This window comes from Mesorhizobium sp. C264A (assembly GCF_040324515.1).
Classification (GTDB): Bacteria; Pseudomonadota; Alphaproteobacteria; order Rhizobiales; family Rhizobiaceae; genus Mesorhizobium.
The window spans coordinates 2,621,046-2,644,464 of the sequence record NZ_JAMYVY010000001.1 but is presented as its reverse complement, the minus strand read 5'-3'; the positions used below and the strand labels follow the sequence as shown (position 1 = coordinate 2,644,464).

Annotated in this window: 18 protein-coding genes and 1 pseudogene; 8 read left to right on the top strand and 11 right to left on the bottom strand. The window is 64.5% G+C overall.

The annotated features are described in order from the left end of the window. The first annotated feature begins 28 nt into the window (after positions 1-28). The gene (gene ileS / locus NKL04_RS12960) at positions 29-3,001 is read left to right on the top strand and encodes an isoleucine--tRNA ligase (RefSeq protein ID WP_023700631.1); all 2,973 of its coding nucleotides are present in this window, start codon (positions 29-31) and stop codon (positions 2,999-3,001) included. Positions 3,002-3,201: 200 nt separating this feature from the next. Next, complete coding sequence (locus NKL04_RS12955; RefSeq protein ID WP_023700630.1) at positions 3,202-3,885, top strand: hypothetical protein; 684 nt, start codon at positions 3,202-3,204, stop codon at positions 3,883-3,885. Between the two features lie 27 nt (positions 3,886-3,912). Here the strand turns inward: NKL04_RS12955 and NKL04_RS12950 are convergent, their stop codons facing one another. After that, positions 3,913-4,365 carry a nucleoside deaminase gene (locus NKL04_RS12950; protein WP_023694762.1) on the bottom strand — a complete coding sequence of 151 codons (453 nt, stop codon included), beginning with the start codon at positions 4,363-4,365 and terminating at the stop codon, positions 3,913-3,915. Positions 4,366-4,545: 180 nt separating this feature from the next. On the opposite strand from NKL04_RS12950, the pseudogene NKL04_RS12945 reads away from it, so the two are divergent. The 3 genes and pseudogenes from NKL04_RS12945 (at position 4,546) to NKL04_RS12935 (ending at position 8,783) form a co-directional block, all read left to right on the top strand. After that, a pseudogene (locus NKL04_RS12945) lies at positions 4,546-6,728 on the top strand (pseudouridine synthase). Positions 6,729-6,776: 48 nt separating this feature from the next. Next, the gene (gene rsmD / locus NKL04_RS12940) at positions 6,777-7,331 is read left to right on the top strand and encodes a 16S rRNA (guanine(966)-N(2))-methyltransferase RsmD (protein ID WP_023671544.1); all 555 of its coding nucleotides are present in this window, start codon (positions 6,777-6,779) and stop codon (positions 7,329-7,331) included. 96 nt (positions 7,332-7,427) lie between these two features. Beyond that, positions 7,428-8,783 (top strand): M16 family metallopeptidase, encoded by a 1,356-nt coding sequence (locus tag NKL04_RS12935; RefSeq protein WP_031195979.1) that lies wholly within the window; start codon positions 7,428-7,430, stop codon positions 8,781-8,783. 106 nt (positions 8,784-8,889) lie between these two features. On the opposite strand, the gene NKL04_RS12930 is transcribed toward NKL04_RS12935, so the two are convergent. Continuing rightward, a complete protein-coding gene (locus NKL04_RS12930) occupies positions 8,890-9,102 on the bottom strand; it encodes a hypothetical protein (RefSeq protein WP_352723756.1) in 213 nt (70 codons plus the stop codon). On the opposite strand from NKL04_RS12930, the gene NKL04_RS12925 reads away from it, so the two are divergent. Both NKL04_RS12925 and NKL04_RS12920 read left to right on the top strand, forming a co-directional pair. Beyond that, positions 9,013-10,347 carry a M16 family metallopeptidase gene (locus NKL04_RS12925; protein ID WP_050593549.1) on the top strand — a complete coding sequence of 445 codons (1,335 nt, stop codon included), beginning with the start codon at positions 9,013-9,015 and terminating at the stop codon, positions 10,345-10,347. The genes NKL04_RS12930 and NKL04_RS12925 overlap by 90 nt on opposite strands. Next, a complete protein-coding gene (locus NKL04_RS12920; RefSeq protein WP_023689567.1) occupies positions 10,344-11,216 on the top strand; it encodes a patatin-like phospholipase family protein in 873 nt (290 codons plus the stop codon). The genes NKL04_RS12925 and NKL04_RS12920 overlap by 4 nt, the downstream gene beginning before the upstream one ends. A 306-nt stretch (positions 11,217-11,522) precedes the next feature. Here the strand turns inward: NKL04_RS12920 and NKL04_RS12915 are convergent, their stop codons facing one another. The 9 genes from NKL04_RS12915 to NKL04_RS12875 form a co-directional block, all read right to left on the bottom strand. Further along, positions 11,523-12,191 carry a 4'-phosphopantetheinyl transferase family protein gene (locus tag NKL04_RS12915; RefSeq protein WP_023700626.1) on the bottom strand — a complete coding sequence of 223 codons (669 nt, stop codon included), beginning with the start codon at positions 12,189-12,191 and terminating at the stop codon, positions 11,523-11,525. Then, the gene (locus NKL04_RS12910; protein ID WP_023700625.1) at positions 12,188-12,646 is read right to left on the bottom strand and encodes a GNAT family N-acetyltransferase; all 459 of its coding nucleotides are present in this window, start codon (positions 12,644-12,646) and stop codon (positions 12,188-12,190) included. Before NKL04_RS12910 ends, NKL04_RS12915 begins: the two co-directional genes overlap by 4 nt. Then, positions 12,646-16,734 carry a Pls/PosA family non-ribosomal peptide synthetase gene (locus NKL04_RS12905; RefSeq protein WP_023700624.1) on the bottom strand — a complete coding sequence of 1,363 codons (4,089 nt, stop codon included), beginning with the start codon at positions 16,732-16,734 and terminating at the stop codon, positions 12,646-12,648. The genes NKL04_RS12910 and NKL04_RS12905 overlap by 1 nt, the downstream gene beginning before the upstream one ends. Positions 16,735-17,041: 307 nt before the next feature. Further along, the gene (locus tag NKL04_RS12900; RefSeq protein ID WP_245271375.1) at positions 17,042-18,223 is read right to left on the bottom strand and encodes an arabinose transporter; all 1,182 of its coding nucleotides are present in this window, start codon (positions 18,221-18,223) and stop codon (positions 17,042-17,044) included. A gap of 29 nt (positions 18,224-18,252) precedes the next feature. Further along, complete coding sequence (locus NKL04_RS12895; RefSeq protein ID WP_245271374.1) at positions 18,253-18,687, bottom strand: lipocalin-like domain-containing protein; 435 nt, start codon at positions 18,685-18,687, stop codon at positions 18,253-18,255. Between the two features lie 55 nt (positions 18,688-18,742). Continuing rightward, complete coding sequence (locus tag NKL04_RS12890; protein WP_352723753.1) at positions 18,743-19,759, bottom strand: zinc-dependent alcohol dehydrogenase family protein; 1,017 nt, start codon at positions 19,757-19,759, stop codon at positions 18,743-18,745. Positions 19,760-19,784: 25 nt separating this feature from the next. Beyond that, positions 19,785-20,180, bottom strand: a complete 396-nt coding sequence (locus NKL04_RS12885; protein ID WP_023700619.1) for a (R)-mandelonitrile lyase — start codon at positions 20,178-20,180, stop codon at positions 19,785-19,787. Positions 20,181-20,199: 19 nt separating this feature from the next. After that, entirely contained in the window at positions 20,200-20,670 is a 471-nt protein-coding gene (locus NKL04_RS12880) for a cyclophilin-like fold protein (RefSeq protein WP_023700618.1), read from the bottom strand. Beyond that, a complete protein-coding gene (locus NKL04_RS12875; protein WP_023700617.1) occupies positions 20,667-21,857 on the bottom strand; it encodes an MFS transporter in 1,191 nt (396 codons plus the stop codon). Before NKL04_RS12875 ends, NKL04_RS12880 begins: the two co-directional genes overlap by 4 nt. A gap of 141 nt (positions 21,858-21,998) precedes the next feature. Between NKL04_RS12875 and NKL04_RS12870 the strand changes: the two genes are divergently transcribed. Next, on the top strand, positions 21,999-22,892 hold the full coding sequence (locus tag NKL04_RS12870; RefSeq protein ID WP_023700616.1) for a LysR family transcriptional regulator: 894 nt from the start codon (positions 21,999-22,001) through the stop codon (positions 22,890-22,892). The last annotated feature ends 527 nt before the right edge of the window (positions 22,893-23,419 follow it).

The following is a 23,419-nucleotide window of genomic DNA, read 5'->3' as shown; positions in this document are numbered from 1 at the left end:
CCCGCCGGGCAATGCACATGGCAGACCAATGACCGACACTGTTGAAACGATCGACTATTCCAAGACGCTTTACCTGCCGCAGACGGATTTCCCGATGCGCGCCGGCTTGCCGGAAAAGGAACCGCTGCTGGTCAAGCGCTGGCAGGATATGGACCTTTACGCCAAGCTGCGCGAGGCGGCCGCCGGCCGCGAAAAATACGTGCTGCATGACGGCCCGCCCTACGCCAACGGCAACATCCATATCGGCCACGCGCTGAACAAGATCCTCAAGGACGTCATCACCCGCTCGTTCCAGATGCGCGGCTATGACTCCAATTACGTGCCCGGCTGGGACTGCCACGGCCTGCCGATCGAATGGAAGATCGAGGAACAGTACCGCGCCAAGGGCAAGAACAAGGACGAGGTGCCGGTCAACGAATTTCGCAAGGAATGCCGCGACTTCGCCGCGAACTGGATCACGGTGCAGGGTGGCGAGTTCCAGCGGCTCGGCGTCGTCGGCGACTTCAAGAACCCCTATACGACGATGGCTTTCCACTCGGAGTCGCGCATCGCCGGGGAGTTGTTGAAGTTCGCCATGTCGGGCCAGCTCTATCGCGGCTCCAAGCCGGTAATGTGGAGCGTCGTCGAGCGCACCGCACTGGCCGAGGCCGAGATCGAATACCATGATTATGAGAGCGACACGATCTGGGTGAAGTTCCCGATCGTCGGCGCTGGATCAGGAAGAACTGTCACGACACCCGAGTTGGGTGGCGCTTGGGAAGCTATCAAGGAACTGAGGGATGCCCACGTCGTCATCTGGACGACAACCCCGTGGACGATCCCCGGCAACCGTGCCGTCAACTATTCGTCACGGATCGGCTACGGCCTTTATGAAGTTACCGCAGCCGAAAATTCGTTCGGTCCACAGCCCGGTGAAAAGCTGATCTTTGCAGATGCGCTTGCCGAAGACTCTTCGGCCAAGGCCAAGGTCACCTTGAATCGCCTTCGCAGCGTTTCGGTCGAAGAGCTTGGAAGCCTTACACTTTCACATCCCTTCGAAGGTCTCGGCGGCGGCTACGAATTCGCCGTGCCGATGCTGGCCGGCGATCATGTCACCGACGACGCCGGCACCGGCTTCGTCCACACCGCGCCCGGCCATGGCCGCGAGGACTTTGATGCCTGGATGGATGCGGCATCGGATTTGCGCGCACGCGGCATCGACCCTGCCATCCCCTTCACTGTAGATGATGCCGGCTTCTTCACCAGGGACGCGCCGGGTTTTGGCCCGGATCGCGAAGGCGGGGCGGCGCGCGTCATCGACGACAACGGCAAGAAGGGCAATGCCAACCAGGCGGTCATCGACGAACTGATCAAGCGCAACGCGCTGTTCGCGCGCGGCCGGCTGAAGCACAGCTATCCGCACTCGTGGCGGTCGAAGAAGCCGATCATCTTCCGCAACACGCCGCAATGGTTCGTCTATATGGACAAGGACCTCGGCGACGGCACGACGCTGCGCAGCCGTGCGCTGAAGGCGATCGATGACACACGCTTCGTGCCGGCGGCCGGCCAGAACCGTATCCGCGCCATGATCGAGGAACGCCCGGATTGGGTCTTGTCGCGCCAGCGCGCCTGGGGCGTGCCGATCGCCGTCTTTGCCGACGAGGACGGCAATGTGCTGAAGGACGATGCCGTCAACCAGCGCGTCATGGACGCATTCGAGAGGGAAGGCGCCGACGCCTGGTTCGCTGCCGGCGCCAAGGAGCGTTTCCTCGGCAATCACGATGCCTCCAAATGGAAGCAGGTGATGGACATCCTCGACGTCTGGTTCGATTCGGGCTCGACGCATGTCTTCACGCTGGAAGACCGTCCGGACCTGAAATGGCCGGCCGACGTCTATCTCGAAGGTTCCGACCAGCACCGCGGCTGGTTCCACTCCTCGCTGCTCGAAAGCTGCGGCACCAGGGGCAGGGCACCTTACGACACCGTCGTCACCCATGGCTTCACCATGGATGAGGAGGGGCGAAAGATGTCGAAATCGCTCGGCAACACCGTCGTGCCGCAAGACGTCATCAAGCAGTCCGGCGCCGACATTCTGCGGCTATGGGTGGTGACGACGGATTATTGGGAAGACCAGCGTCTCGGCAAGAACGTGCTGCAGACCAACATCGACGCCTACCGCAAGCTTCGCAACACCATCCGCTGGATGCTGGGCACGCTCGCCCATGATGATGGCGAGGAGGTGCCGCTGGACAAGATGCCGGAACTGGAGCGGCTGATGCTGCATCGGCTGGCCGAACTCGATGAGGTCGTGCGCTCGGGCTACGACGCGTTCGAGTTCAAACGCATCACCCGCACTTTGCTCGACTTCATGGTGGTCGAGCTGTCGGCCTTCTATTTCGACATCAGGAAGGACGCGCTCTATTGCGAGGGACCCGCCAGCGTGAAGCGCAAGGCCTCGGTACAAGTGGTGCGCCACCTCTTCGACTGCCTGGTGAAATGGCTGGCGCCGATGCTGCCCTTCACCACGGAAGAAGCCTGGCTCGACCGTCATCCGGATGCTGTCTCGCTGCATCTCGACCAGTTCCCCGAGATTCCGGCCGACTGGAAGAACGAGGCACTGGCTGAGAAATGGCGCAAGGTGCGGCAGGTTCGCCGTGTCGTCACCGGCGCGCTCGAGATCGCACGCGCTCAGAAGGTCATCGGTGCCTCTCTGGAAGCCGTGCCGGTCGTGACCCTCGACGATGCCGCGCTTGAAGCCGCGATCGCCGATGTCGACATGGCCGAGATGGCGATCACCAGCGATCTCGTCATCGCCCATGGCAAGGCGCCGGAAGGCGCCTTTGCGCTCGACGATGTCAAAGGTGTCTCGGTGGTGGTCGAAAAGGCCGAGGACCGCGGCTTGGTCAAATGCGCGCGTTCGTGGCGCTATACCGCCGATGTCGGGCAGGACGTGGAATTCCCCGACGTGTCTGCCCGCGATGCCGCCGTGCTGCATGAACTCAAGGCTCTGGGACGTTTGTGAGTGCTCAAAGCCGGTGCACAAATGCCACGGCGGGCGGGTGAAAAGCGCCCGCGCGTTGCCCTTAACGAGTGGTTGAGATAAACACGCGAAACTCCGGAAGACAAATTGTCGCCGGAATTCCGTCGCAAGAGCGTGGACGATGGGGACCGGGCCTTCGGCCGGTGACGATCGAGAGGCTGTCTAGAGTGGGACTTTTTGGCATGACCAAGAGAACTTATGCGCGCGTTGCGCTGCTGGCGCCGTTTGTCGCGTCCGGCCTCGCTCTGTCCGGCTGCATGGGTTCGCCGACCTACGGCACCGACAAGACGGCTGGCGAGCAGCTTGCCGGAGACCTTTCCGGCGCCTTCGCGATCACGCCCAAGCACAAGGAACAGATCGACTACAGGCCGCGTCCGGAGCTGGTAAAGCCGGCGCCGGGGCAGAAGGAAGTGCTGCCGCCGCCTCAGGAAAGCATCGAGACGGCGAGCACCGATTGGCCCGAATCGCCCGAGCAGCGCCGCGCCCGTCTGCGTGCCGACGCCACTGCCCACCAGGACGACCCGTCCTATCAATCGGGGATCGTCGATGACGTGCAGACCGATCCGGCTTCCGTGAAGAAGGCGCTGGCGGATTCGGGCTCCAGCCACCCGCCGGCCTGGTCGCCGAAGGATTCAGACAAGGGCCGCGCCGCGGAGATCCAGCGCCGCACCGCAGAGCAAAAGCAGGGCGATCCCAACACTCGCAGATATCTGAGCGAGCCGCCTCTGGCCTACCGAGCTGCCTCCGACACGGCGCCGCAGGGCGAACTCGGCGAGGATGAATACAAGAAGGAACGCCGCCTCAAGAAGGAAGCGGCCGCCAAAGGCAAGAGCGGCGGGCTCTTCGACTGGCTGCCCTCCTGGTAGGAACGCCGCCTTCGGTAGCTGAAGGCTCTACGTTTCGCGTCTTTCCCGAAAGAATTCCCTGAGCAGCAGCGCCGCATCGGCCTCGGCCATGCCCGGATAGATGTCGGGCGTATGGTGGCAGGTCGGCGAAGCGAAGAAGCGCACGCCGTTGACCACCGCGCCGCCCTTCTCGTCGGCCGCGCCGAAATAGAGCCGGCGCAGCCTGGCGAAGGAAATGGCGCCGGCGCACATGGCGCAGGGTTCCAGCGTCACATAGAGGTCGTGGCCGGTCAGCCGCTCGCTGGAGAGCGTTTGGCAGGCCGCGCGGATGGCCAGCATTTCGGCATGCGCCGTCGGATCGGCAAGTTCGCGGGTGCGGTTACCGGCGGATGCCACCACCGTGTCGCCGCTGGCGATGACGGCGCCAACCGGAACTTCTCCGCGCAAGGCGGCGGCTTGCGCCTCTTTCAGCGCCAGCGCCATGAAATCCGGCCGCTTCACGCGGTTTCCATTCCGATTATCTCCTCGCCACTTGGCGGTGATCCTGTTATGGAGCGCGTCAACCCGAATATCGGAACAGATTTTCGGAAATGATCATGCGCCAAATCAAAGTGCTATAGCGTCCTTTGCGCGTCCGAAAGGATGCGCCACGCTGTAGCAGCGCAACAAGGCAAAGGCCACATGGACGACAACGACAAGAAATCTCCGCGCCACAAAGGCCCGGGCAAAAGCGGCCCTGGAGCCGCGGGGCCGCGCCGCGATGGCGCCGCCGGCAAAAGCGGCAAACCCTCCTTCGGGGCCAAGAAACCCTATTCACCGCGAGGCGCCCGGCCCGCAGCGGCTGAGGGCGAGCGGCCCAAGCGCGATTTCAAAAGTGGCGACCGGCCATTCAGCAAAGGTCCGCGTTCCGAAGGCAAGCCCTTCGAAAAGCGCGAGGGACCGCGCAAGCCATATGCACCACGCGGTGACCGGCCGATGGCAGCCGAAGGCGAGCGCAAGCCGTATGAAAAGCGCGAAGGGCCGCGCAAACCCTATGCGCCGCGTGGGGATCGCCCTATGCCGGCCGAGGGTGAACGCAAGCCGTATGAAAAGCGCGAGGGGCCGCGCAAGCCTTATGCACCGCGCGGCGATCGGCCGGTTGCGGCCGATGGCGAGCGGCCAAAGCGCGATTTCAAGGGCGGCGATCGGCCATTCAGCAAGGGGCCGCGTCCCGAAGGCAAGCCTTTCGAAAAGCGTGAAGGGCCGCGCAAGCCCTACGCACCGCGTGGCGATCGGCCTGCTTCCGCCGAGGGCGAAAAGCGTTTTGACCGGCCAAAGCGCGATTTTGGCGATCGCCCGCAGAGCGACGCCGGAGATCGTCCCAAGCGTGACTTCAGCGATCGCCCCAAGCGCGATTTCGGTGGTGACCGGCCGCAAGCATCTGGCGGCGCCTTCAAGCCGCGCCCGCGTCCGGCAGATGCGGAAGAAGCCGGCGAGCGTATCGCCAAGCGGCTGGCCCGCGCCGGCCTGGCGTCGCGCCGCGACGCCGAAGACCTGATCGCGGCGGGCCGTGTCAAGGTCAACAACCGGGCTTTGACCTCGCCGGCCTTCAACGTCATGCCGGGCGACATCATCCATCTCGACGGCATGGAGATCCCGCCGATCGAGCGCACCCGCCTGTTCCTGTTTCACAAGCCGGCCGGCGTCGTTACCACCAACCGCGACCCGAGGGCCGCAAGACCGTGTTCGACGTGCTGCCGGCCGAATTGCCGCGGCTGATGACCATCGGCCGCCTCGACATCAACACCGAAGGCCTGCTGCTGCTCACCAATGATGGCGGTCTGTCGCGCGTGCTCGAACTGCCTGCCACTGGCTGGCTGCGCCGTTACCGCGTGCGCGTCCATGGCAAGGTCGAGGAAAGCATGCTCGCAGGCCTGCGTGAAGGCATTGCCGTCGACGGCGTCTTCTACGGCGCCATCGAAGCGACGCTCGACCGTGAGCAAGGCACCAACGCCTGGCTGACGATCGGCCTGCGCGAAGGCAAGAACCGCGAAGTGAAGAACATCCTTGGATCGCTCGGCCTCGACGTGACGCGGCTGATCCGTATCTCCTACGGACCGTTCCAGCTCGACGATCTCGCCGAAGGCCATGTGCTGGAGATCAAGGGCCGCGTCTTGCGCGACCAGCTCGGCGAGCGACTGGTCGAGGAATCCGGCGCCAATTTCGACGCCGAGATCATCAAGCCGTTTTCCAACCAGCCGGTGCGGCGAGAGCGTGACGCGGAGCCGGAACGGCCGAAAGTCACCCGCGAGGGTGACCATCGGCCGATCGGCGAGGGCGGTCTGATCAAGAACCGCAAGCGCCGCGAAGGCAGCCGCGACGAAGCGCTCGGCAAGCTGTCGACCAGTCCCGAAAGGGGCGCGAGGCCGGAAAAGAGCTTTGGCGAACGCGGCCCGAGACCCGAGCGCAGCGAGTTTTCGGACAAGCCGCGCAGCGAGTTTCGCGAAAAGCCGCGCGGCGATTTTGGCGACAAGCCCCGTGGAGGCTTCGGCGACAAGCCGCGCGGCGCCTTTGGTGACAAACCGCGCGGCGGCAAGAAGCCCGAGCGCGAGCAGCGGCCGATCGATCCGCCGGGCCAGCGCAAGGCTAATGTCTGGATGGCGCCGGGCGCGCGTCCGATCGGCAAGGGCAGGGCGGAAGCCGATGCCGCCAAGGCGGCCGAGGCCAAGGCGCGCAAGGCGTCATTCAAGCCGTCCTATGGCAAGCCGGCCTATGGCAAGCCGGGCGGAGCCAAGCCGTTCGGCAAGCCGGGTGGCGAGCGTCCGGATGGCGGTCGGGGCGGCGAGCGGCCACGCAACGGTCCCAAGGGCCCGAGGACCAGATGATGCCGGGACTTAAATGAGATCCGGCCTTAAATTGAGACCCGGGCATAAATGAGAATCGTCGGCGGCCAATTTCGCGGGCGTCCGCTGGCGACGCCGCGCGACCATGCCATCCGCCCGACGACCGACCGCGCCCGCGAGGCCGTCTTCAACGTGCTGGCGCACCGCTTTGCCGACAAGCTCGACGGCGCGCGTGTGCTCGACCTTTTCGCCGGCACCGGCGCTCTCGGCCTCGAAGCGCTGTCGCGCGGCGCTTCCTATGGCGTCTTTATCGAAGAATCGGCCGAAGGACGCGGCCTGATCCGCACCAATGTCGAAGCTTTTGGCCTTACCGGCCGCACCAAGATCTTCCGCCGCGACGCGACCGCCCTGGGTGAGGCCGGTACGCTTGCGGCATTCGGCCTGGTCTTCGCCGATCCGCCCTATGGCAAGGGCCTTGGCGAGCGCGCCCTGCGCTCGGCCAGGGATGGCGGCTGGTTGCTGCCCGGCGCGCTCTGCGTGGTCGAGGAAGCCGCCTCGGCGCCCTTCGAGATTGGGCCGGAATTCTCGGTGGTTGATGAACGAAACTACGGCGAGACGGTGGTCCGGTTCATCGAGCTTGCGTAAGGGTGGAGCGACCGGCGCCTTCAAAATGACGCACAATTCACTTTGCCTCCGCGGCTAACCTTGCCTATCGTCGCGCGATAACAACCGGAGCCATCAATGACATTTCATACTGAATGGCTGCGGAGAGCCTTGCTCGCCACCGCGCTGACCATGGCCGGCCCGGCCCTGGCCGCGGACGATGGCAAGGTGGCCAACTTCCTGCTCGACAATGGAATGGAGGTGGTGGTCGTTCCCGATCATCGCGCCCCCATCGTCACCCATATGGTGTGGTACAAGATCGGCAGCGCCGACGAGCCGCCAGGCAAGTCCGGCATAGCGCACTTCTTCGAACACCTGATGTTCAAGGCCACGACCAACCACGCCGCGGGCGAGTTCGACCGCGCCATATCGGCCATCGGCGGCTCCAACAACGCCTTCACCTCCTATGACTACACTGCCTTCCACGAGACGGTGGCGCCCCCGGCACTCGGTGAGATGATGAGCTTCGAGGCCGATCGCATGCGCAACCTCATCTTGACCGACGAGGTCATCAAGACCGAGCGCGACGTGATCCTGGAAGAGCGCCGCGCGCGCATCGACAGCAATCCGCAGGCGGTGCTCGACGAAGAGGTCGACGCGACGCTCTGGCAGAACCAGCCCTACCGCATTCCGGTGATCGGCTGGATGCAGGAGATGGAGCAGTTGAACCGCACCGATGCGGTTGCCTTCTATGACAAATACTACCGGCCCAACAATGCGGTGCTGATCGTGGCCGGCGATGTCGAGCCGGAGGTCGTGAAGGCGCTGGCCGAAAAAACCTATGGCAAGGTCGCGCGCGGTCCCGACCTGCCCCCGCGCATCCGCCCGGTCGAGCCGGAGCAGAACACCAAGCGGACGGTGACGCTCACCGATGGGCGCGTTTCGGTGCCGAGCTTTTCGACGCAATGGGTGGTTCCGTCCTACCACACGGCAAAACCGGGCGAGGCCGAGGCGCTCGACCTGCTGGGAGAGATCCTTGGCGGCGGCAGCCGCAGCCGGCTCTACCAGCAGCTCGTGGTCAAGCAAGGCATCGCATCGGCGACCGGCGCCTTCTTCCAGGGTACGATGCTCGACGCCACCAATTTCACCGTCTATGGCGCGCCGCGCGGCGACGCCAAGCTGAGCGACGTCGAGGCGGCCGTCGAGGCCGAGATCGCCCGCATCGTCAAGGACGGCGTCACCGCGGACGAGCTGGAGAAGGCCAAGGCCCGCTATATCAGGGCCATGATCTTCGCCCGCGACAAGCAGGACGAGATGGCCAATCTCTACGGCGCCGAGCTCGCCACCGGCGGCAACGTCAGGGATATCGAGGAATGGCCGGACCGCATTCGCAAGGTCACCGCCGATGAGATCAAGGCGGTCGCCGCACGCTATCTGCTGCTCGACCGTACGACGACCGGCTATCTCTTGCCGCAGCAACAGGCGGGGAATTGATGATGACGAGATTGAGCGTTAGCGCTGCCCCTCACCTGCCTGCCGGCATCCTCTCCCCCTATAGTGACGGGGAGAGGGGCGCTGTCATCGTCGATTTCGCCAACCATCAGCGTCGTAAGAAGAGCGCCAGCGTCGCGGCGAGACCCCTTCTCCCCGTCACTATACGGGGAGAAGTGCCCGGCAGCGCGATGAGGGCGGAGCTGACCTTGGCGATCAATGGCCTTATGCGATTACTCATAGGCGCATCGCGGTTCTCCACGCCCTCGCCACACTGTTCCTCGGCATCTTCTTCCTCATCCTGCCGGCGCTTGCCGCGCACGCGATGGACATCCAACCGGTGACCTCGTCAAAGGGCGTCAATGCCTGGCTGGTCGAGGACCACTCCATTCCGATCATCGCCATCCGCTTCGTCTTCGATGGCGGCTCGACGCAGGATCCGGCGGGGCGGGAAGGGTTGGTCAATCTGATGACCGGCCTGTTCGACGAGGGCGCCGGCGACCTCGACAGCGAGGCCTTCCAGATCAAGCTTGACGATGCCGGCGCAGAGATGGGCTTCGAAGCGGCGCGCGACGGCACCTACGGCGCGATGCGGATGCTGGCCGAGCAGAAGGATGCGGCCTTCGACCTGCTCAGGCTGGCGGTCACCAGCCCGCGCTTCGACCAGGCGCCGATCGACCGCATCCGCGCCCAGATCCTGTCCGGCATCATCGCCAATGAGCGTGACCCCAACACCGTCGCGCAAACCAAATGGCTGCGCGCCATCTATGGCGAACATCCGTATTCCAGGCCCGACCAGGGCACCAAGGACAGCATCGCCACCATCACGGCAGCGGATCTGGCTGCCTTCCACAAGGCCAATTTCGCCCGCAGCGGCCTGCATGTTGCGGTGGTCGGCGACATAGATGCCGCGACGCTGAAACGGAAGCTCGATGAGGTCTTCGGCGATCTGCCGGAAAAGCAGGTGCTGCAACCGGTTGCCGATACCGAGCTGAAGCTCGGCCAGCAGCTCGAGGTCGACTACGACCTGCCGCAGACCTCGCTGCAGTTTGCCTATCCCGGTGTGAAGCGCGATGCGCCGGATTTCTTCCCTGCGGTGCTGATGAACCAGATTCTCGGCGGCGGCACCTTCACCTCGCGCCTCTATGACGAGGTGCGGGAAAAGCGCGGCCTGGCCTATTCCGTCGATTCCAACCTGGTCGATCACCAGCATTCCAACGCGCTGATCATCACCACGGCGACGCGTTCCGACCGCGCCGCCGAGACGCTCGGCATCGTCAAGGACGTGGTCAAGAAGATGGCCGAGGAGGGGCCGACCGAGGCCGAGCTGGACGCGACCAAGAAATACATGGTCGGCTCCTATGCGATCAGCAATCTGGATTCTTCCAGCGCCATTGCCGCGACCCTGGTGGAATTGCAGCTCGACAATCTCGGCATCGACTACGTGCAGCGCCGCGCGGCGCTCATCAACGGTGTGACGCTCGATCAGGTCAAGGCAGCGGCGAAGAAGCTGCTGACGCCGGCGCCCGCGATCATGAGCATCGGGCCGAAGCTGGAGGCCAGATGACGAGCTCCACCTCAGGCCTCACCTTCGGTATCGCCTTTGGCGGCGGCGGCGCGCGCGGCCTCGCCCATATCCACATCGTCGAGGCGCTGGACGAGCTCGGCATCAAGCCGGTGGCCATCGCCGGCTCCTCGATCGGCGCCATCATGGGCGCCGGCATGGCCTCGGGCATGAGCGGCAAGGACATCGAGGACTACGCCCGCTCGATCCTCGGCCGCCGCGCCGAGGTGGCGGCGCGCATGTGGCGCTCGCGTCCTGGCACCATCGCCGAGGCGATGCAGGGCGGCATCCGCGTGAGCCAGTTCAACATAGAGCGCATCTTGAAGGCGTTCCTGCCGGAAGCCATCCCGGAAACCTTCGCCGAGCTGATGATCCCGCTCAAGGTGACGGCGACGGACTATTTCGGTCACAAGCTGGCCGTCTTCGACGAGGGCGACCTGCATTCGGCGCTCGCCGCCTCGGCTGCCATTCCCGCCGTGTTCCGCCCGGTGACGCGCGACGACCGCGTGCTGATCGACGGCGGCATCTACAATCCGGTGCCGTTCGACCTCATCGAAAACGCCGCCGACATCATCATCGCCATCGACGTTGTCGGCGCGCCGAGCGAGGCCGAGCGCAAGCACCCGACCACGGTCGACCTGATGTATGGCGCCACGCAATTGATGATGCAGTCGATCATCGCCCACAAGCTGAACCAGCGCCCCCCCGACATACTGATCCGCCCGCCAGTGTCGAAATACCGCGTGCTCGATTTCATGAAGATCGACACGCTGCTTGCCGAGACGCAGGAGGTCAAGGACGAACTGAAGCGCGAGGTGGAAAGAGTGGTCGAGGCGCGTGCCAAGGGCAAGCGGGGGAAGAAAGCAGGGTGAGCTGCCGATCTCCCCCCTCGAGGGGGAGATGGCCGGCGGGCCAGAGGGGGTCGTCTCGCGTGAAGCTCGACCTCCTGCGGTCGGTAGGAGGTTGCGTCAGGACGGACCGACCCCCTCTGTCGCCTTCGGCGACATCTCCCCCTCAAGGGGGAGATTACCCCGACCAGCGTCTCACACCTTCCCAGCCGCATATTCCAGCGCCACCACGCCATTGCTGAACTGTACGGTCGAGACAGGCTCCTTGCGACCGCTCTGCGAACAAAATGCGCTTTGTTGAGCAGCTGTCGGGCGCTGGCCCATTCGCGCTTAAAGGGGGGCGCTTCGGACACCATCGACAAACGCCAGAACGACCACGCACGGAGCAAGGCAGTAAACCAGTCTCGCTCTGCGGCCCGTCTTCGTCACAGCGTCGCCTGCGTCGAGATCGACGGTGATGTCGTCATAGCCCAGCACTTCGCGATCAAGCGGGTAGGCGGCCTTGTAGACAGCTTCCTTGGCGGCAAAAAGGATGCGACCGGCAAGATACGGGTCGGTTGCGTCGATCCGGTCAGCGGGGACTGCAACCAGCGCGAAGATGTCGTCGGGCAGGGGCAAAGCGGGCTCGATATCGATGCCGAGCGAGGCGACGTGGGAGAGCGGCGCGACGGCCGCCACGGCTATCTCGTCGTCGTGAGCCAGCGACCCCGTTACACCATGAGGCCATACCGGTGCGCCGGAGGAGCCGCGGAGGATAGCGACGTCGTTCAAGCCCATATCCGCCAGCAGCTCGTGCGCGATCCACCGCGCCGCGCCACTCGCCCGCCGCATCAGCGGCAGGCGTGACGGGATGGAGCGTGCTTCCTGCGGCAGCAAATGGTTCTCATCGCCTTCGCGGATCGTGCGGCATCCGATCTGAACGCCGGCCGGTGCCATGGCGGCCATCGCCGCCAGCAACTGCGCCGACAGGCTGCCACCGGCATCGAGCGGGCGCGTCATGGCTGGCCGCCCCGCAGAGCGAGGTCGGCGATCATTTCCCCGTCCTCGTCGGGCCCTTCTTCGACGAAACCGGCAGCGCGATAGAGGCGGCGTGCCGCTTCATTCCCAGGTTCGTAGCAGATCGAAACGTGGCTGATGTGGCCGAGCCGCATGATTTCATCCAGCACTTCGCGCAAAGCGGCCTTGCCGTAGCCTTGGCCCTGATGGACGCGATCGATCATGAAGCGGTAGATCCGCGCCTCGTCGTCGCCCTGCGGCGCCTCGTACATCAGGAAACCGACGACGCGATCCCCTGCCATGACGACGCGCGGCCGAGCGTCCCTGTCGGTTTCGGCTTCGTCCAGCGACTCCGCATTGCTGGCGACGAAATCCATCTGATCCGCAGCCAGTTCCAGAGCCGCGACCAGGGCCCGGTTGGCCCCGGTCACCGAAACGAGGCGGATGTCTGCGCTCATCAAGCCGTTGCCTTGACGCTATCCTCCGGCACCGGCGTGACGAAGCGATGCAGCTTGGCCGGGTTGCCCCGCCAGATCGAGTTGGGCTCCAGCTCTTCGCCCTTCATCACGAAGGAGTCCGCATCGACCATCGACCCTTCACCCATCACCACGCCGTAGTGGACAAAGGCGGACGGTCCGAGCGTGCAGCCCTTGCCGATACGGATGAAATCGGACTTGAACGCACCTTCTTCCAGCGAATGCGCCTGGATGACGCAGCCTTCGTTTAGCGTGACGTCGTTGCCGATCTCGACCAGCGAACGCTCGGTCAGGTTGCTGCCGCCGTCATAGACCCGGCTGCCGACCTTGACGCCGAGCATACGCAGGATCATCGGCCGGAACGGCGTGCCGGCAAACAGGCGTACGATCGGCGAATCCGCCAGCTTCCAGTGGCGCTCGTGACGCCAGAAGTCGACGTCGTAGATGGTCGTCATCTGCGGCTTCAAGCCGCGGAAACCAAGACTTGCCCGCTCGACAAGGACGTAGAACGGAATAGTGATCGCCGAGGTCAAAAGCACGGCGGCGAACAGGGCGACCTCCGCCCATTCCGTATAGTAGTTCAGCGCCCGGTCCCAGATCGCCAGCGTGACGAACAGCATGACCCATTGCGTTGCCAGGAACAGAAGAATGGTCACCAGGTTGTGGCGGTTCTTGTGCGGGATGCGCCGGCGCCGGTCGGCCTCGTCGACGCCGGCGATAAGCTCCTTGTCGCGGTTCACCATGCGCGGGATTTCAAACGCAGGCGAACCGAGAAGGCCGACATTCTCGCGCACCGGCCCGTCGATGGGGATCATCACCTTGGTGCCGAGCAGCACGTTGTCGCCGGTGCGGCCGTCCGGCGGATAGTAGATGTTGTTGCCGAGATAGTTGCGTTCGCCGATGCGCGTCGGCTCGAGCCTGAAGGCCGAGGCGGACTTGTGCATGTTGATCATGAACAGCCCGTCCGAGACCATGGTCTCGGTGCCGATCTCGCACAGAAGCGGGTTTTCGTGCTGCTGGTTGGAGCCGAAATTGGAGCCGGTCTGCACCACCTTGTTGAGCTTCCAGCCGATGGCGCGCATGTAGTGCACGATTGCCGAGCTGTCGCCGGCCAGGAGCCCGAGCACGCGGGAATTGCTGGCGAATTCGGCGACGGTCTGCAGCCAGTAGCGGAAACCGTAAAGCGTGTAGGTGCGGCCCGGCTTCAAGATCAGGCTCGTCAGGCGCGGCACCAGCGTCGCTGCCAGGAAAGCCGCCGCGATATAGCCGAAAAGCGTGACCGTGGTGCCGATTGCGACAAGGCCGATCGTCTCCTGATAGTCGTCGCCGACATATTCCCAGTAGCTGTGGAACAGGAGCGGCAGCGGGGTGACGAGGCCAAACAGGCCGACCAGCTGCAGCGCTTCATAGAGGAAGCGCCGGACCTGGTAAGGATTGACATTGCGCACCTTGCAATAGTCCGCCGTGGTCGGCACCGCCGGCGATCCATGCCAGTGCTCGCCGTCCGGGATGCTTTGCCCGCGATGCAGCGAGGACGAATGGCCGAGCTGGGCGCCGTTGCCGATCCTGGTGTCGATGTCGAGCGTGGAGCCGACGCCGACGAAAGCATCGCGGCCGATGGTCAGCGGCCCGGTGTGGATATAACCGGACTGGGCCCTGAAGCCGAGGATCATCGATTCCTTGCGCAGGATGGTGTTGGCACCGATGGAAATAAGATCTGTGCAGACGGGCACGGATTTCGATTCGATGACGGCGTTTTTCCCGAGCTTGGTGCCGAGCAGCTGCAGATAGAGGCTGTAGAGCGGGCTGCCGCGGAACAGCACGACGGGCGCGGTGCGGATCAATGTCTTGACCACCCAGAAGCGGAAGTAGCGCACGCCCCAGATCGGAAACGCCTCGGCCTTCCACCGGCCGATGAGCACCCATTTCGCCAGGACGGCAAAGCCCGACATGCCGAAGAACACGGCGGCCGAGAGCGCCACGCACCGGATATAGAGCTGCAGCGGATCGTCGAGCGCGTCATACATCCAGTTGAGGCCGTCATTGATCGCCCAGAGCGCCACGTAGCTGTAGAGACCGTAGAACGAAAGCTGCGCCGCGCCGCAGGTCCAGTAGGCGAAGTTCGAGGCCCGGCGGGTGAGGACCGGCTCGTTGGTTGCCGTCGTCATCTCCTCCGCTACCCCCAGATGCAGCGCCAGGCGCGCCACCGTGGGATAGAGGTAGATGTCGCGCATCGACGTCGTCGCCCATTCCTTCCTGGTGCGCACGCGCGCGCAGAAATGCGCCATCAGCAAGGAGTTGGCGCCGAGATCGTCGAAGAAGTGATCCTCGACCGACACCGCGTCGAATTTCAGCACCGTGGCCAGCGCTTCCGCCAGGAATCGCTCGTCCTCATTGCCGGGCGGCACCATCGTGCGATCGGCCGAAAGCCGGACGCTCGTCGGCTTCGGCAGTTGGCGCAGGTCTACCTTGTTGGAGACGGTCATCGGGATGGCGGGCAGCTCCTCCAGATAGGCGGGCACCATGTAGTCGGGCAGCCGCCGCTTCATCGTCTGGGCGAGATCCGCACGGGAAACCGCCGCTACGCCGGTTTTAAGCGCGTAATAGGCAACCAGTTCGACGCGGCCGGGCTCAATCTCCCAGGTGGTGACGGCGGCCTGCGCGATCTCGGGCTGGTCGAGCAGCACCGCTTCGATCTCGCCTAGCTCGATGCGATATCCGCGAATCTTTACCTGCGTGTCGATGCGCCCGGCATACTCGATCTCGCCGCTATCGTTGATCCGGCCAAGATCGCCGGTGCGGTAGATGCGCTGCGACGGGTTGTTCGGCAGGCCGACGAAATCGGCGATGAATTTCTGGTCGGTCAGGTCCGGCCGGTTCAGATAACCGACGGCGAGCCCGATGCCGGCAATGCCGATCTCGCCCAGTTCACCGGGCTCGGCAAGTTGCGGCAGCGAAGCGTCGAGAATGACGATGGAGTAAGTCGGCAACGGCGCGCCGATCGTGACGGGACTGTCCGGCGTCAGCGCCCCCATCGTTGCGGTGACGGTCGCCTCGGTCGGCCCGTAGGTGTTGAGGATCTGCCGGCCCGGCTTCGACCAGCGCACCACCAGATTGTGCGGGCAGGCCTCGCCGCCCACCAGAAGCGTGCGCAGGCTGGGAACGTCCGATGTCATCGATGACAACAATGTCGGGCTGCAGGCCATGCAGGTGATGTCATGGAGGCGCAGGAAATCCGCCAGTTCCTCGCCCACCAGCGGCATCTGGCCAGGTGCCGGCACCACCGTCGCGCCGGCGACGAACGGCACCCAGATCTCTTCGGAGGAAAAGTCGAAGGCAATGGTCATGCCCTGATACACCCGGTCGCCCGGCCGGTAGCCGTAGGAGGCGGCCGCGACGTGTATGAAATTGACGAAGCTCTGGTGCGTGATGACCACGCCCTTGGGCTTGCCGGTGGTGCCCGAGGTATAGAGGATGTAGCAAATGTCGTCGGCCGCCTGCGGCTTCAGCGGCGCGGGCGACTGCGCGGAAATCTCGGCGGCGGCGCTGTCGATCAGCACATGCGGAACGGGCAGTTGACCGGCGCGCGACGCATAGGCGGCGATGGTGACGATCATGCTGACGGCGGCGTCTTCGATGATCAGCGCCATCCGCTCCTGCGGAAACGCGGTGGCCAGCGGCACGAAGGCAGCCCCCGCCTTCATCACCGCCAGCAACGCGACATAGGTCTCCGCCGACCGGTCGAGAATGAGCCCAACCCGGTGGCCCGGCCGCACGCCATGCTTGATCAGCATGCGGGCGAACCGGTTGGCGCGGCTGTTCAGCTCCTGATAGGTCCACACGCGCCCGTCGGAGATCACCGCCGGCAGTGCGGCAAACGTTACGGCGAGCTGCTCGAACACCGTATCGAGCCGCTCACCCGGCTGCCGGGCAAAGTCGGCGCCCGTCAGGACCTGGCCGTCCCTTGCCCGGCCGCGAGCGATCCGTGCCAGCGCATCGATGCTTGCCAGGCTGCCGATCGGCATTGCCGCGTCGCTGTCCAGTCCGGCGATATCGTAGTCCATGTCCATACTCTCTCGTCCTGGCCGGGCATCGCCCGGCTGTTCATGCCGCCGCTGGAACAGGCTTGTGCCGCCGCTGCGATTTTGTTGGTGGAGGGCTTCCAAAAAGGAAGTGCCCGGAATCCCGACCGGGAAGCTTATGCCACCCGATCTTTTCGCCGGTTTTTCCGAACTGTTGAATTTTGTTTCTGGAGTGTGTCTGGGCGGGGAGCTTGGCCGGCCGCTCGCTGCACCTTGCGGGGGAGGGGTTCAGCCTCCGTGGCAACCCGGAAAGAGACTATGAGCGAACCTCATGCAGACGACGCCGGCGAGCTGTCTACAATGGAGCGTTACGGCGACCCAGCAGCAGAGCGATGCCCAACGCCGGAAGCGTCGCCGCCGCGACGGCCAAGAAGACGAATTGCAGCCCGGTCGACGCAGCGACCAAGCCGAGCGCCGGACTGCCGAAGCCGAGCGCCACGTCGAGGAAGACGGTGTAGAGTCCCATGGCCAGGCCGCGGCTGCGCGACGGAAGACGGCTTACGGCCTCGGCGCCGAGGCCGGGATAGACCAGCGAGTAGCCGAGGCCAGTCAGACCCGCTCCGATTGCGGCGACAACAGGCCCGGTCGCAAGCCAGATCAGCATCAGCCCTGCCGCCTCGACCGCGACGAAGATCACGGCGACGCGTGCGCCTCCAAGCCTGTCGGGCAGGTGGCCGAAGCACAGCCTTGCCACAATCAGAGACGCAGCATAGGCCGTGAAAGGAAGCCATACCGGCTGCCAGCCCCGCTCGGCGAAGAGCAGGGCGCCGAAGCCCAGAATAGCACCATAGCCGAGGCTGCTGAAAGCAGCTCCGACGCCAGGAAGCCAGACCGCTTTCGCCACGCTCCTCCATGACTGCGGCAGGCTGCCCGCGGCGGCGCCGGTGCCGCGCATCGGCAGGATGGCAAGCAGCGTCGCCAGCGGCAGGAGGATCGTCGCGAGCGCGATCGCGGTGAAACCGCTCGCTGCATAAAGCGCAGATCCGGCCGGCGCTCCTAGCGCGAGCGCCGCAAACATCGCCGTGCCCACCCAGGCTATGACTTTTCCGGAGTTCTGTCCGCCCGCAACGGAGAGGCCCCAGGCGACGCCGCCGGTGATGATGAAGCTCTCGGACGCGCCCAGTACCGCCCGTCCGGCGAACAGCGCGGATGCGGTCGCTACCGGCCGGTCGAGCAATGCCAGCGAGCCGAGGTAAAATAGCCCGGCAAGGGCAGCGGCAATGAGGCCGATGACGACGGCCCGCTTGCCGCCGCGTCCATCGGCATAGTTTCCAGCCCCGATGCGCGACAGCATCGAGGCGACGAACTGGCTGCCCGTCACCAGTCCCACTGCGAAGGGGCCGAAGCCGAGCTGCTGGTGAAGATGCAGCGGCAGGACGGGTAGCGCCAGGCCGATCAGCAGGAAGCCGGCGAAGACGGCCGCCATGATCGGCACCAGTTCCGCGATGACGCCATCTCGGTCTGACATCCGCGCCATTTTGGCCATCGGTAACCCAACTGTTCGGATCAGTAGCGTTCGTAGGTTACGCGCCAGCCTTCGGCCGGGTTGTCCGGCGTGAGGACCAGTTTGTTGTCCGAGACCTCGAATTTGCGTTTCATGCTCTTGCCGACAAGGTTACGGACCAGGGAGGACTCGATGGTGATGACGAAGGTCTTGTCCTGGTCGTTGATGGCGACCGGCCCGTAATAGGCTTCGTAGCCATTCGCCGTGTAAGGCGTGTCCGGCGCCTTGGGGTCGGGGTTCTGCGCCTGCACAGAGAGGGTGCCGGCCCCGGTGAAGATGACCTGGCCGGAATAGGACACGGGCTTCAGGTTTCCCTCGGCCCCGGCCTCGAGCGAAATCATGCGCCATGCGCCGATGATCGCGGATTCTTGCGAGAAAACCGGCGTGGCGACCGAAAGCGCAAGCGCAAGGGCGGCAATCTTCAATCTCATTGTCATATGTTGTTCCTTTTCTGAGTTTTGGGTGCGCACAGGCCGTCCGCCCGATTGCTGCTCACACCGAAAGCATGACCTTGATGGCGCGACGCTCGTCCATGGCGCGATAGCCTTCAGCGACCTCGGCCAACGGCAGCTTGAGGTCGAAGACCTTGCCGGGCTTGATCCGACCTTGCAGCACACGGTCCATCAGGTCGGGCAGGAAGCGGCGCACCGGCGCCGGGCCGCCCAGCATGCGTTTCTGGCCGAAGAATAGTTTTTGGCCGTCGAAGTTCACGCCATGCGGCACGCCGACATAGCCGATGGTGCCGCCGGGGCGGGAGCAGGCCAGCGCCTGGTCGAAGGATTCTCCCGTGCCGACGCATTCCAGCACGGAGTCCGCGCCGACGCCCTTGGTGAGTTCCTTGATGCGGGCCACGCCTTCCTCGCCGCGCTCAGCGACGATTTCGGTGGCGCCGAACTCGCGGGCGAGCTTTTGGCGGCTGGCGTGCCGGCTCATGGCGATGATGCGCTCGGCGCCCATCTCCTTGGCCGCAAGCACGCCCATCAGGCCGACCGCACCATCGCCGACCACCACCACCGTCGATCCTTCGCGGACCTCGGCTGCGTCGGCCGCATACCAGCCGGTGCCGAGCACATCGGACACAGCCAGCAGGTCAGGGATGAGTTCGGCCGGCGGCACTTCGGCGGTGGCGACCAGTGTGCCATCCGCCAACGGTACACGGGCGTAAGGCGCCTGCGCGCCCGACATGAACTCGCGCTGCACACAAGACGACTGGAAGCCGAAGCGGCAATGCGGGCAGGTGTTGTCGGAGAGGCAGAACGAGCCGACGACGAACTGGCCGGGACGGACCGTGCGCACCTCTGTGCCGACCTCGACGACGATGCCGCAATATTCGTGGCCCATATGCATAGGCCCGGCGACCGGCTGCAGCCCACGATAGGGCCACAGGTCCGAGCCGCAGATGCAGCTTGCCGACAGCTTGATGATGGCGTCCGTCGGCCGCATGATTTTCGGATCGGCGATTTCCTCGCAGCGTATGTCGCCCGGTTTGTGAAGAACGGTTGCAAGCATGTTGGTTCCTTCCGAGGGGAGAAGATCAGCCGCCGTAGTCGGCTTCGCTGACATGTTCCAGCCAGTCCACGACCTTGCCGTCCTTGACCTCCTGGAGGGCAATGTGGGTCATGGCGGTCCGAGGCGACGCGCCGTGCCAGTGCTTTTCGCCGGGCGCGAACCAGACGACGTCGCCTGGACGGATTTCCTCGACCGGGCCACCTTCGCGCTGAACTCGGCCGAGGCCCGAGACGACGATCAGCGTCTGGCCGAGCGGATGCGTGTGCCAGGCGGTGCGGGCGCCGGGCTCGAAGGTCACCTGTGCGCCTTGAACCCGCTCGGCGTCGAAGGGATTGAAGAGCGGATCGATCCGCACCGTTCCGGTGAACCAGTCAGGCGGTCCCTTGCCGGAAGGCCTGGTGCCGGCGCGAAGAATGTCCATGGTGATCTCCTTTGCGTCCTCAAATGCGTTCGATGCGAAGCGGGAATTTGCCGCGAATGTGCAGGGCCTGCTCGCCCTCGTCGAAGCGGCCAAGCCTGATCAGCCCGGGATGGCGGTAGTCGGCGTAGAACATGGCCAGGTTGCCCCAGGGCATGAAATAGCACAGGTCATAGGGCTGCTCGTCGGCGAACGGACCGCTTCCCTCCTGCGTCAGCTTGCGTGGCAGATAGGCGATCTTCTCGTTATGGGCGTAGTCCTCGATCTCGAGGTCGAGCGGCAGCATGGAGAAGAAGTCGCGCGCCGAGGGATTGTCGTAGAGCGTGGCGGTCATGGTGCGGCCGTTGAAAACCATCCTGATCTTCATGTCGGTGGGCTCCTGGCTGACGGGAGATTGGCCTTCCTGGCCGGCGGCTGTGCGAGGCAGGGCCGCCACCGCGAGCGCGATGCCGAGCAATGTCCGGCGGCTGAGCGGCGCACGTTCGATCGTCATGGCAAAGACCTCCGGGCCATATGCGCTGCGGCAAGGGCGGCGAGCGCCGATCCGCAGAGCAGCACCGCGCCCAGAGTGAACGGTCCCCACCAGCCGACCGTATCGAACAGCGTGCCGCCGATCGCGGCGCCGCCGGTGATGGCGAGCTGGATGACGGCTACCTGCAACCCGCCGCCGGCCTCCGCGTCGTTCGGCAACGTTCGGCTGAGCCACGTGCCCCAACCGACCGGCGCGGCCATGCCGAAGAAGCCCCAGGCAACGAGCAGCAGCGCTGTGGGACCCGGGAGTGCACCGAGGGCGATGAGCGCGGCGGCCAGCGCAGCCATGACCAGCGGGATGACGGTGAGGATGCTGAACAGACGCGTGCGCAAAAGCCGGCCGACGCACCATGTGCCGAGCACCCCGGCCAGCCCCATCGCCAGCAGGACCGCCGAGAGGGCGGCGATGTCGAGCCGCGTGACGTTCTCGAGGAAGGGCCGCAGATAGGTGAAGAGCGCGAACTGGCCCATGAACAGCATCATGATCGACGCCATGCCGGTGGCGACGGGAAGACGGCCGAGCAGCGCCAGCGGATTGCCGGCACGTTTCCTCCGGCGCGGCGGCAGCGCCGGCAGGCTTGTCCACTGCCAGGCCGGCGCCAGGAGACCAAACGGCACGACGAGGAAGAAAGCGCCGCGCCAGCCGACATAGGCGCCAAGAAAACTGCCCAGCGGCGCGGCGATGGTGGCCGCAATGGCATTGCCGGCGTTCAGCATGGCGAGACCCTTCGGAACCATGTCTTGCGGCACGAGGCGCATGACGATCGCGGTCGACATCGACCAGAACCCGCCGATCGCGATGCCGAGCAGCGCCCGGCCGACCATGAGCAACGCGTAGTTCGGCGCGAAGGTGACAGCCAGACCGGACACGATGAGGAGGAGGGTGAAGCCGGTCACGACCAGTCGGCGGTCGATCTGGCGCGTGAGGCCGGCGACCAGCAGGCTGGTCACGACGGCGAAAGCGCCCGAAATCGAGATCGCCTGTCCCGCGCGGCCCTCGGTGATGCCGAGATCGGCCGCTAGCGGCGACAGCAGGCTGACCGGCATGAATTCCGACGCGATGAGCACGAAAACACACAGCGCCATCGACAACACCGCGCCCCATGCGGCGCGGTTTTCAACAAGCCTTGTGTCGTATGTGGTTTCCATGATTGGCATCCTGGCAAAGCGACGGGACGGATCAGCCGCCGTCGCTGCCAGAAGATATTGCAGGGGAACCCATTTAAGTAGACTAAGCAATCCGCATGGACTTATCTGCTCATGATATGAATGTCCGATGGGAGGTGCCCTATGCAGCGCGATGGCATGAAGGATCTGCTATGGTTCGTGGCGGTCGCCCGCGAGCGCAGTTTCACCAGGGCGGCGGCAAAGCTCGGAACCTCGCAGTCGACCTTGAGTTCGACAATCAAGGAGCTTGAAGCTCGCCTTGGCGTCCGCCTGCTGACGCGTACGACGCGGAGCGTCTCTCCGACCGAGGCCGGCGAGCGACTATTCCAATCTCTCGTTCCCCGCTTCGAGGAAATCGAATCCGACCTCGCAAGCCTGGTGGCGTTTCGCGACAAGCCCTCCGGAACGGTCCGCATCACCCTGTCCGACCATGCGCTCCAGACGACCGTCTGGCCGAAGCTCCAGCCCTTGCTCAACGACAATCCCGACGTTCGCGTCGAGCTCTACAGCGACAACGGCATGAAGAACATTGTGGAGGAGCGCTTCGACGCAGGCGTGCGGCTCGGCGAGAGCATCGACAGGGATATGATCGCAGTGCGCATCGGGCCGGATTGGAGGCTCGTGGCCGTGGCTTCGCCGGACTACTTTTCCCGCCATCCGGTTCCGACCGCGCCCCAGGACCTGGTCGATCACGATTGCATCAATATGCGGCAGGCGACGTTCGGCGGATTGTATGCCTGGGAATTCGCCAGGGATGGCCGCGACCTTCGTGTGCGGGTGGAAGGCCAACTCACCTTCAATTCGTCCATTCCCATGATCGAGGCTGCGACAAGCGGTTTCGGGATCGCCTACGTCCCGGAAAACCTCGTCAGCCACCACATCGCCGAGGGACGCCTCAGGCTCGTGCTTGACGACTGGAGCCCGCCTTTTGCCGGCTATCACCTCTATTATCCGAGCAGGCGACAGCTCTCCCCTGCGATGGCGGTGATCATCGACGCGCTCCGCCATCGCATCTGACGCCAAGACTGTTTGGATCATAAAGTTGGCCTTGGTAAATGGCAGGTCGACCCGGGCGTCGACCGGCTGTTCATGCCGCCGCTGGAGCAGGCCCTGCGCCGCCGCTGCGATTTTGTTGGTGGTCCAAAAAGGAAGAACCCGGAATCCCGACCGGGAAGCTTATGCCACCCGATCTTTTCGCCGGTTTTTCCGAACGGTTGAATTTTGTTTCTGGAGTGTGTCTGGGCGGGGATCTCCCCTGGAGCGGGTGGCCGCGTGAGTTTGAACAGCCGCCTACGACCCAAAGCAAACTTTCAGGGGTGAAGCGGCGTGGCAGCATGGCATTTGCCAAGCAGGCGCATTGTGATACCGCACGGTATATACTTGTGCGGCCACTGAAAGCACGACACACATGTTGATCCAAGTAAGGTGATGCGATTCTCTTCGGATTGATCGGGCTGATAACAAAGACGACGCCAGGAGGAGCGATTTCAGATGAGACAATTCGGGGTTCGGCATTGGACTAACCCTTCCGTACGGAGTTTTGC

Coding starts and splice junctions, on each gene's coding strand:
- NKL04_RS12875 (WP_023700617.1), bottom strand. CDS start 21,857: ATGGAAACCACATACGACACAAGGCTTGTTGAAAACCGCGCCGCATGG.
- NKL04_RS12870 (WP_023700616.1), top strand. CDS start 21,999: ATGCAGCGCGATGGCATGAAGGATCTGCTATGGTTCGTGGCGGTCGCC.
- NKL04_RS12890 (WP_352723753.1), bottom strand. CDS start 19,759: ATGCTTGCAACCGTTCTTCACAAACCGGGCGACATACGCTGCGAGGAA.
- NKL04_RS12880 (WP_023700618.1), bottom strand. CDS start 20,670: ATGACGATCGAACGTGCGCCGCTCAGCCGCCGGACATTGCTCGGCATC.
- NKL04_RS12920 (WP_023689567.1), top strand. CDS start 10,344: ATGACGAGCTCCACCTCAGGCCTCACCTTCGGTATCGCCTTTGGCGGC.
- NKL04_RS12915 (WP_023700626.1), bottom strand. CDS start 12,191: ATGACGCGCCCGCTCGATGCCGGTGGCAGCCTGTCGGCGCAGTTGCTG.
- NKL04_RS12905 (WP_023700624.1), bottom strand. CDS start 16,734: ATGGACATGGACTACGATATCGCCGGACTGGACAGCGACGCGGCAATG.
- NKL04_RS12935 (WP_031195979.1), top strand. CDS start 7,428: ATGACATTTCATACTGAATGGCTGCGGAGAGCCTTGCTCGCCACCGCG.
- NKL04_RS12910 (WP_023700625.1), bottom strand. CDS start 12,646: ATGAGCGCAGACATCCGCCTCGTTTCGGTGACCGGGGCCAACCGGGCC.
- NKL04_RS12885 (WP_023700619.1), bottom strand. CDS start 20,180: ATGGACATTCTTCGCGCCGGCACCAGGCCTTCCGGCAAGGGACCGCCT.
- NKL04_RS12900 (WP_245271375.1), bottom strand. CDS start 18,223: ATGGCGCGGATGTCAGACCGAGATGGCGTCATCGCGGAACTGGTGCCG.
- NKL04_RS12895 (WP_245271374.1), bottom strand. CDS start 18,687: ATGACAATGAGATTGAAGATTGCCGCCCTTGCGCTTGCGCTTTCGGTC.
- NKL04_RS12955 (WP_023700630.1), top strand. CDS start 3,202: ATGACCAAGAGAACTTATGCGCGCGTTGCGCTGCTGGCGCCGTTTGTC.
- ileS (WP_023700631.1), top strand. CDS start 29: ATGACCGACACTGTTGAAACGATCGACTATTCCAAGACGCTTTACCTG.
- rsmD (WP_023671544.1), top strand. CDS start 6,777: ATGAGAATCGTCGGCGGCCAATTTCGCGGGCGTCCGCTGGCGACGCCG.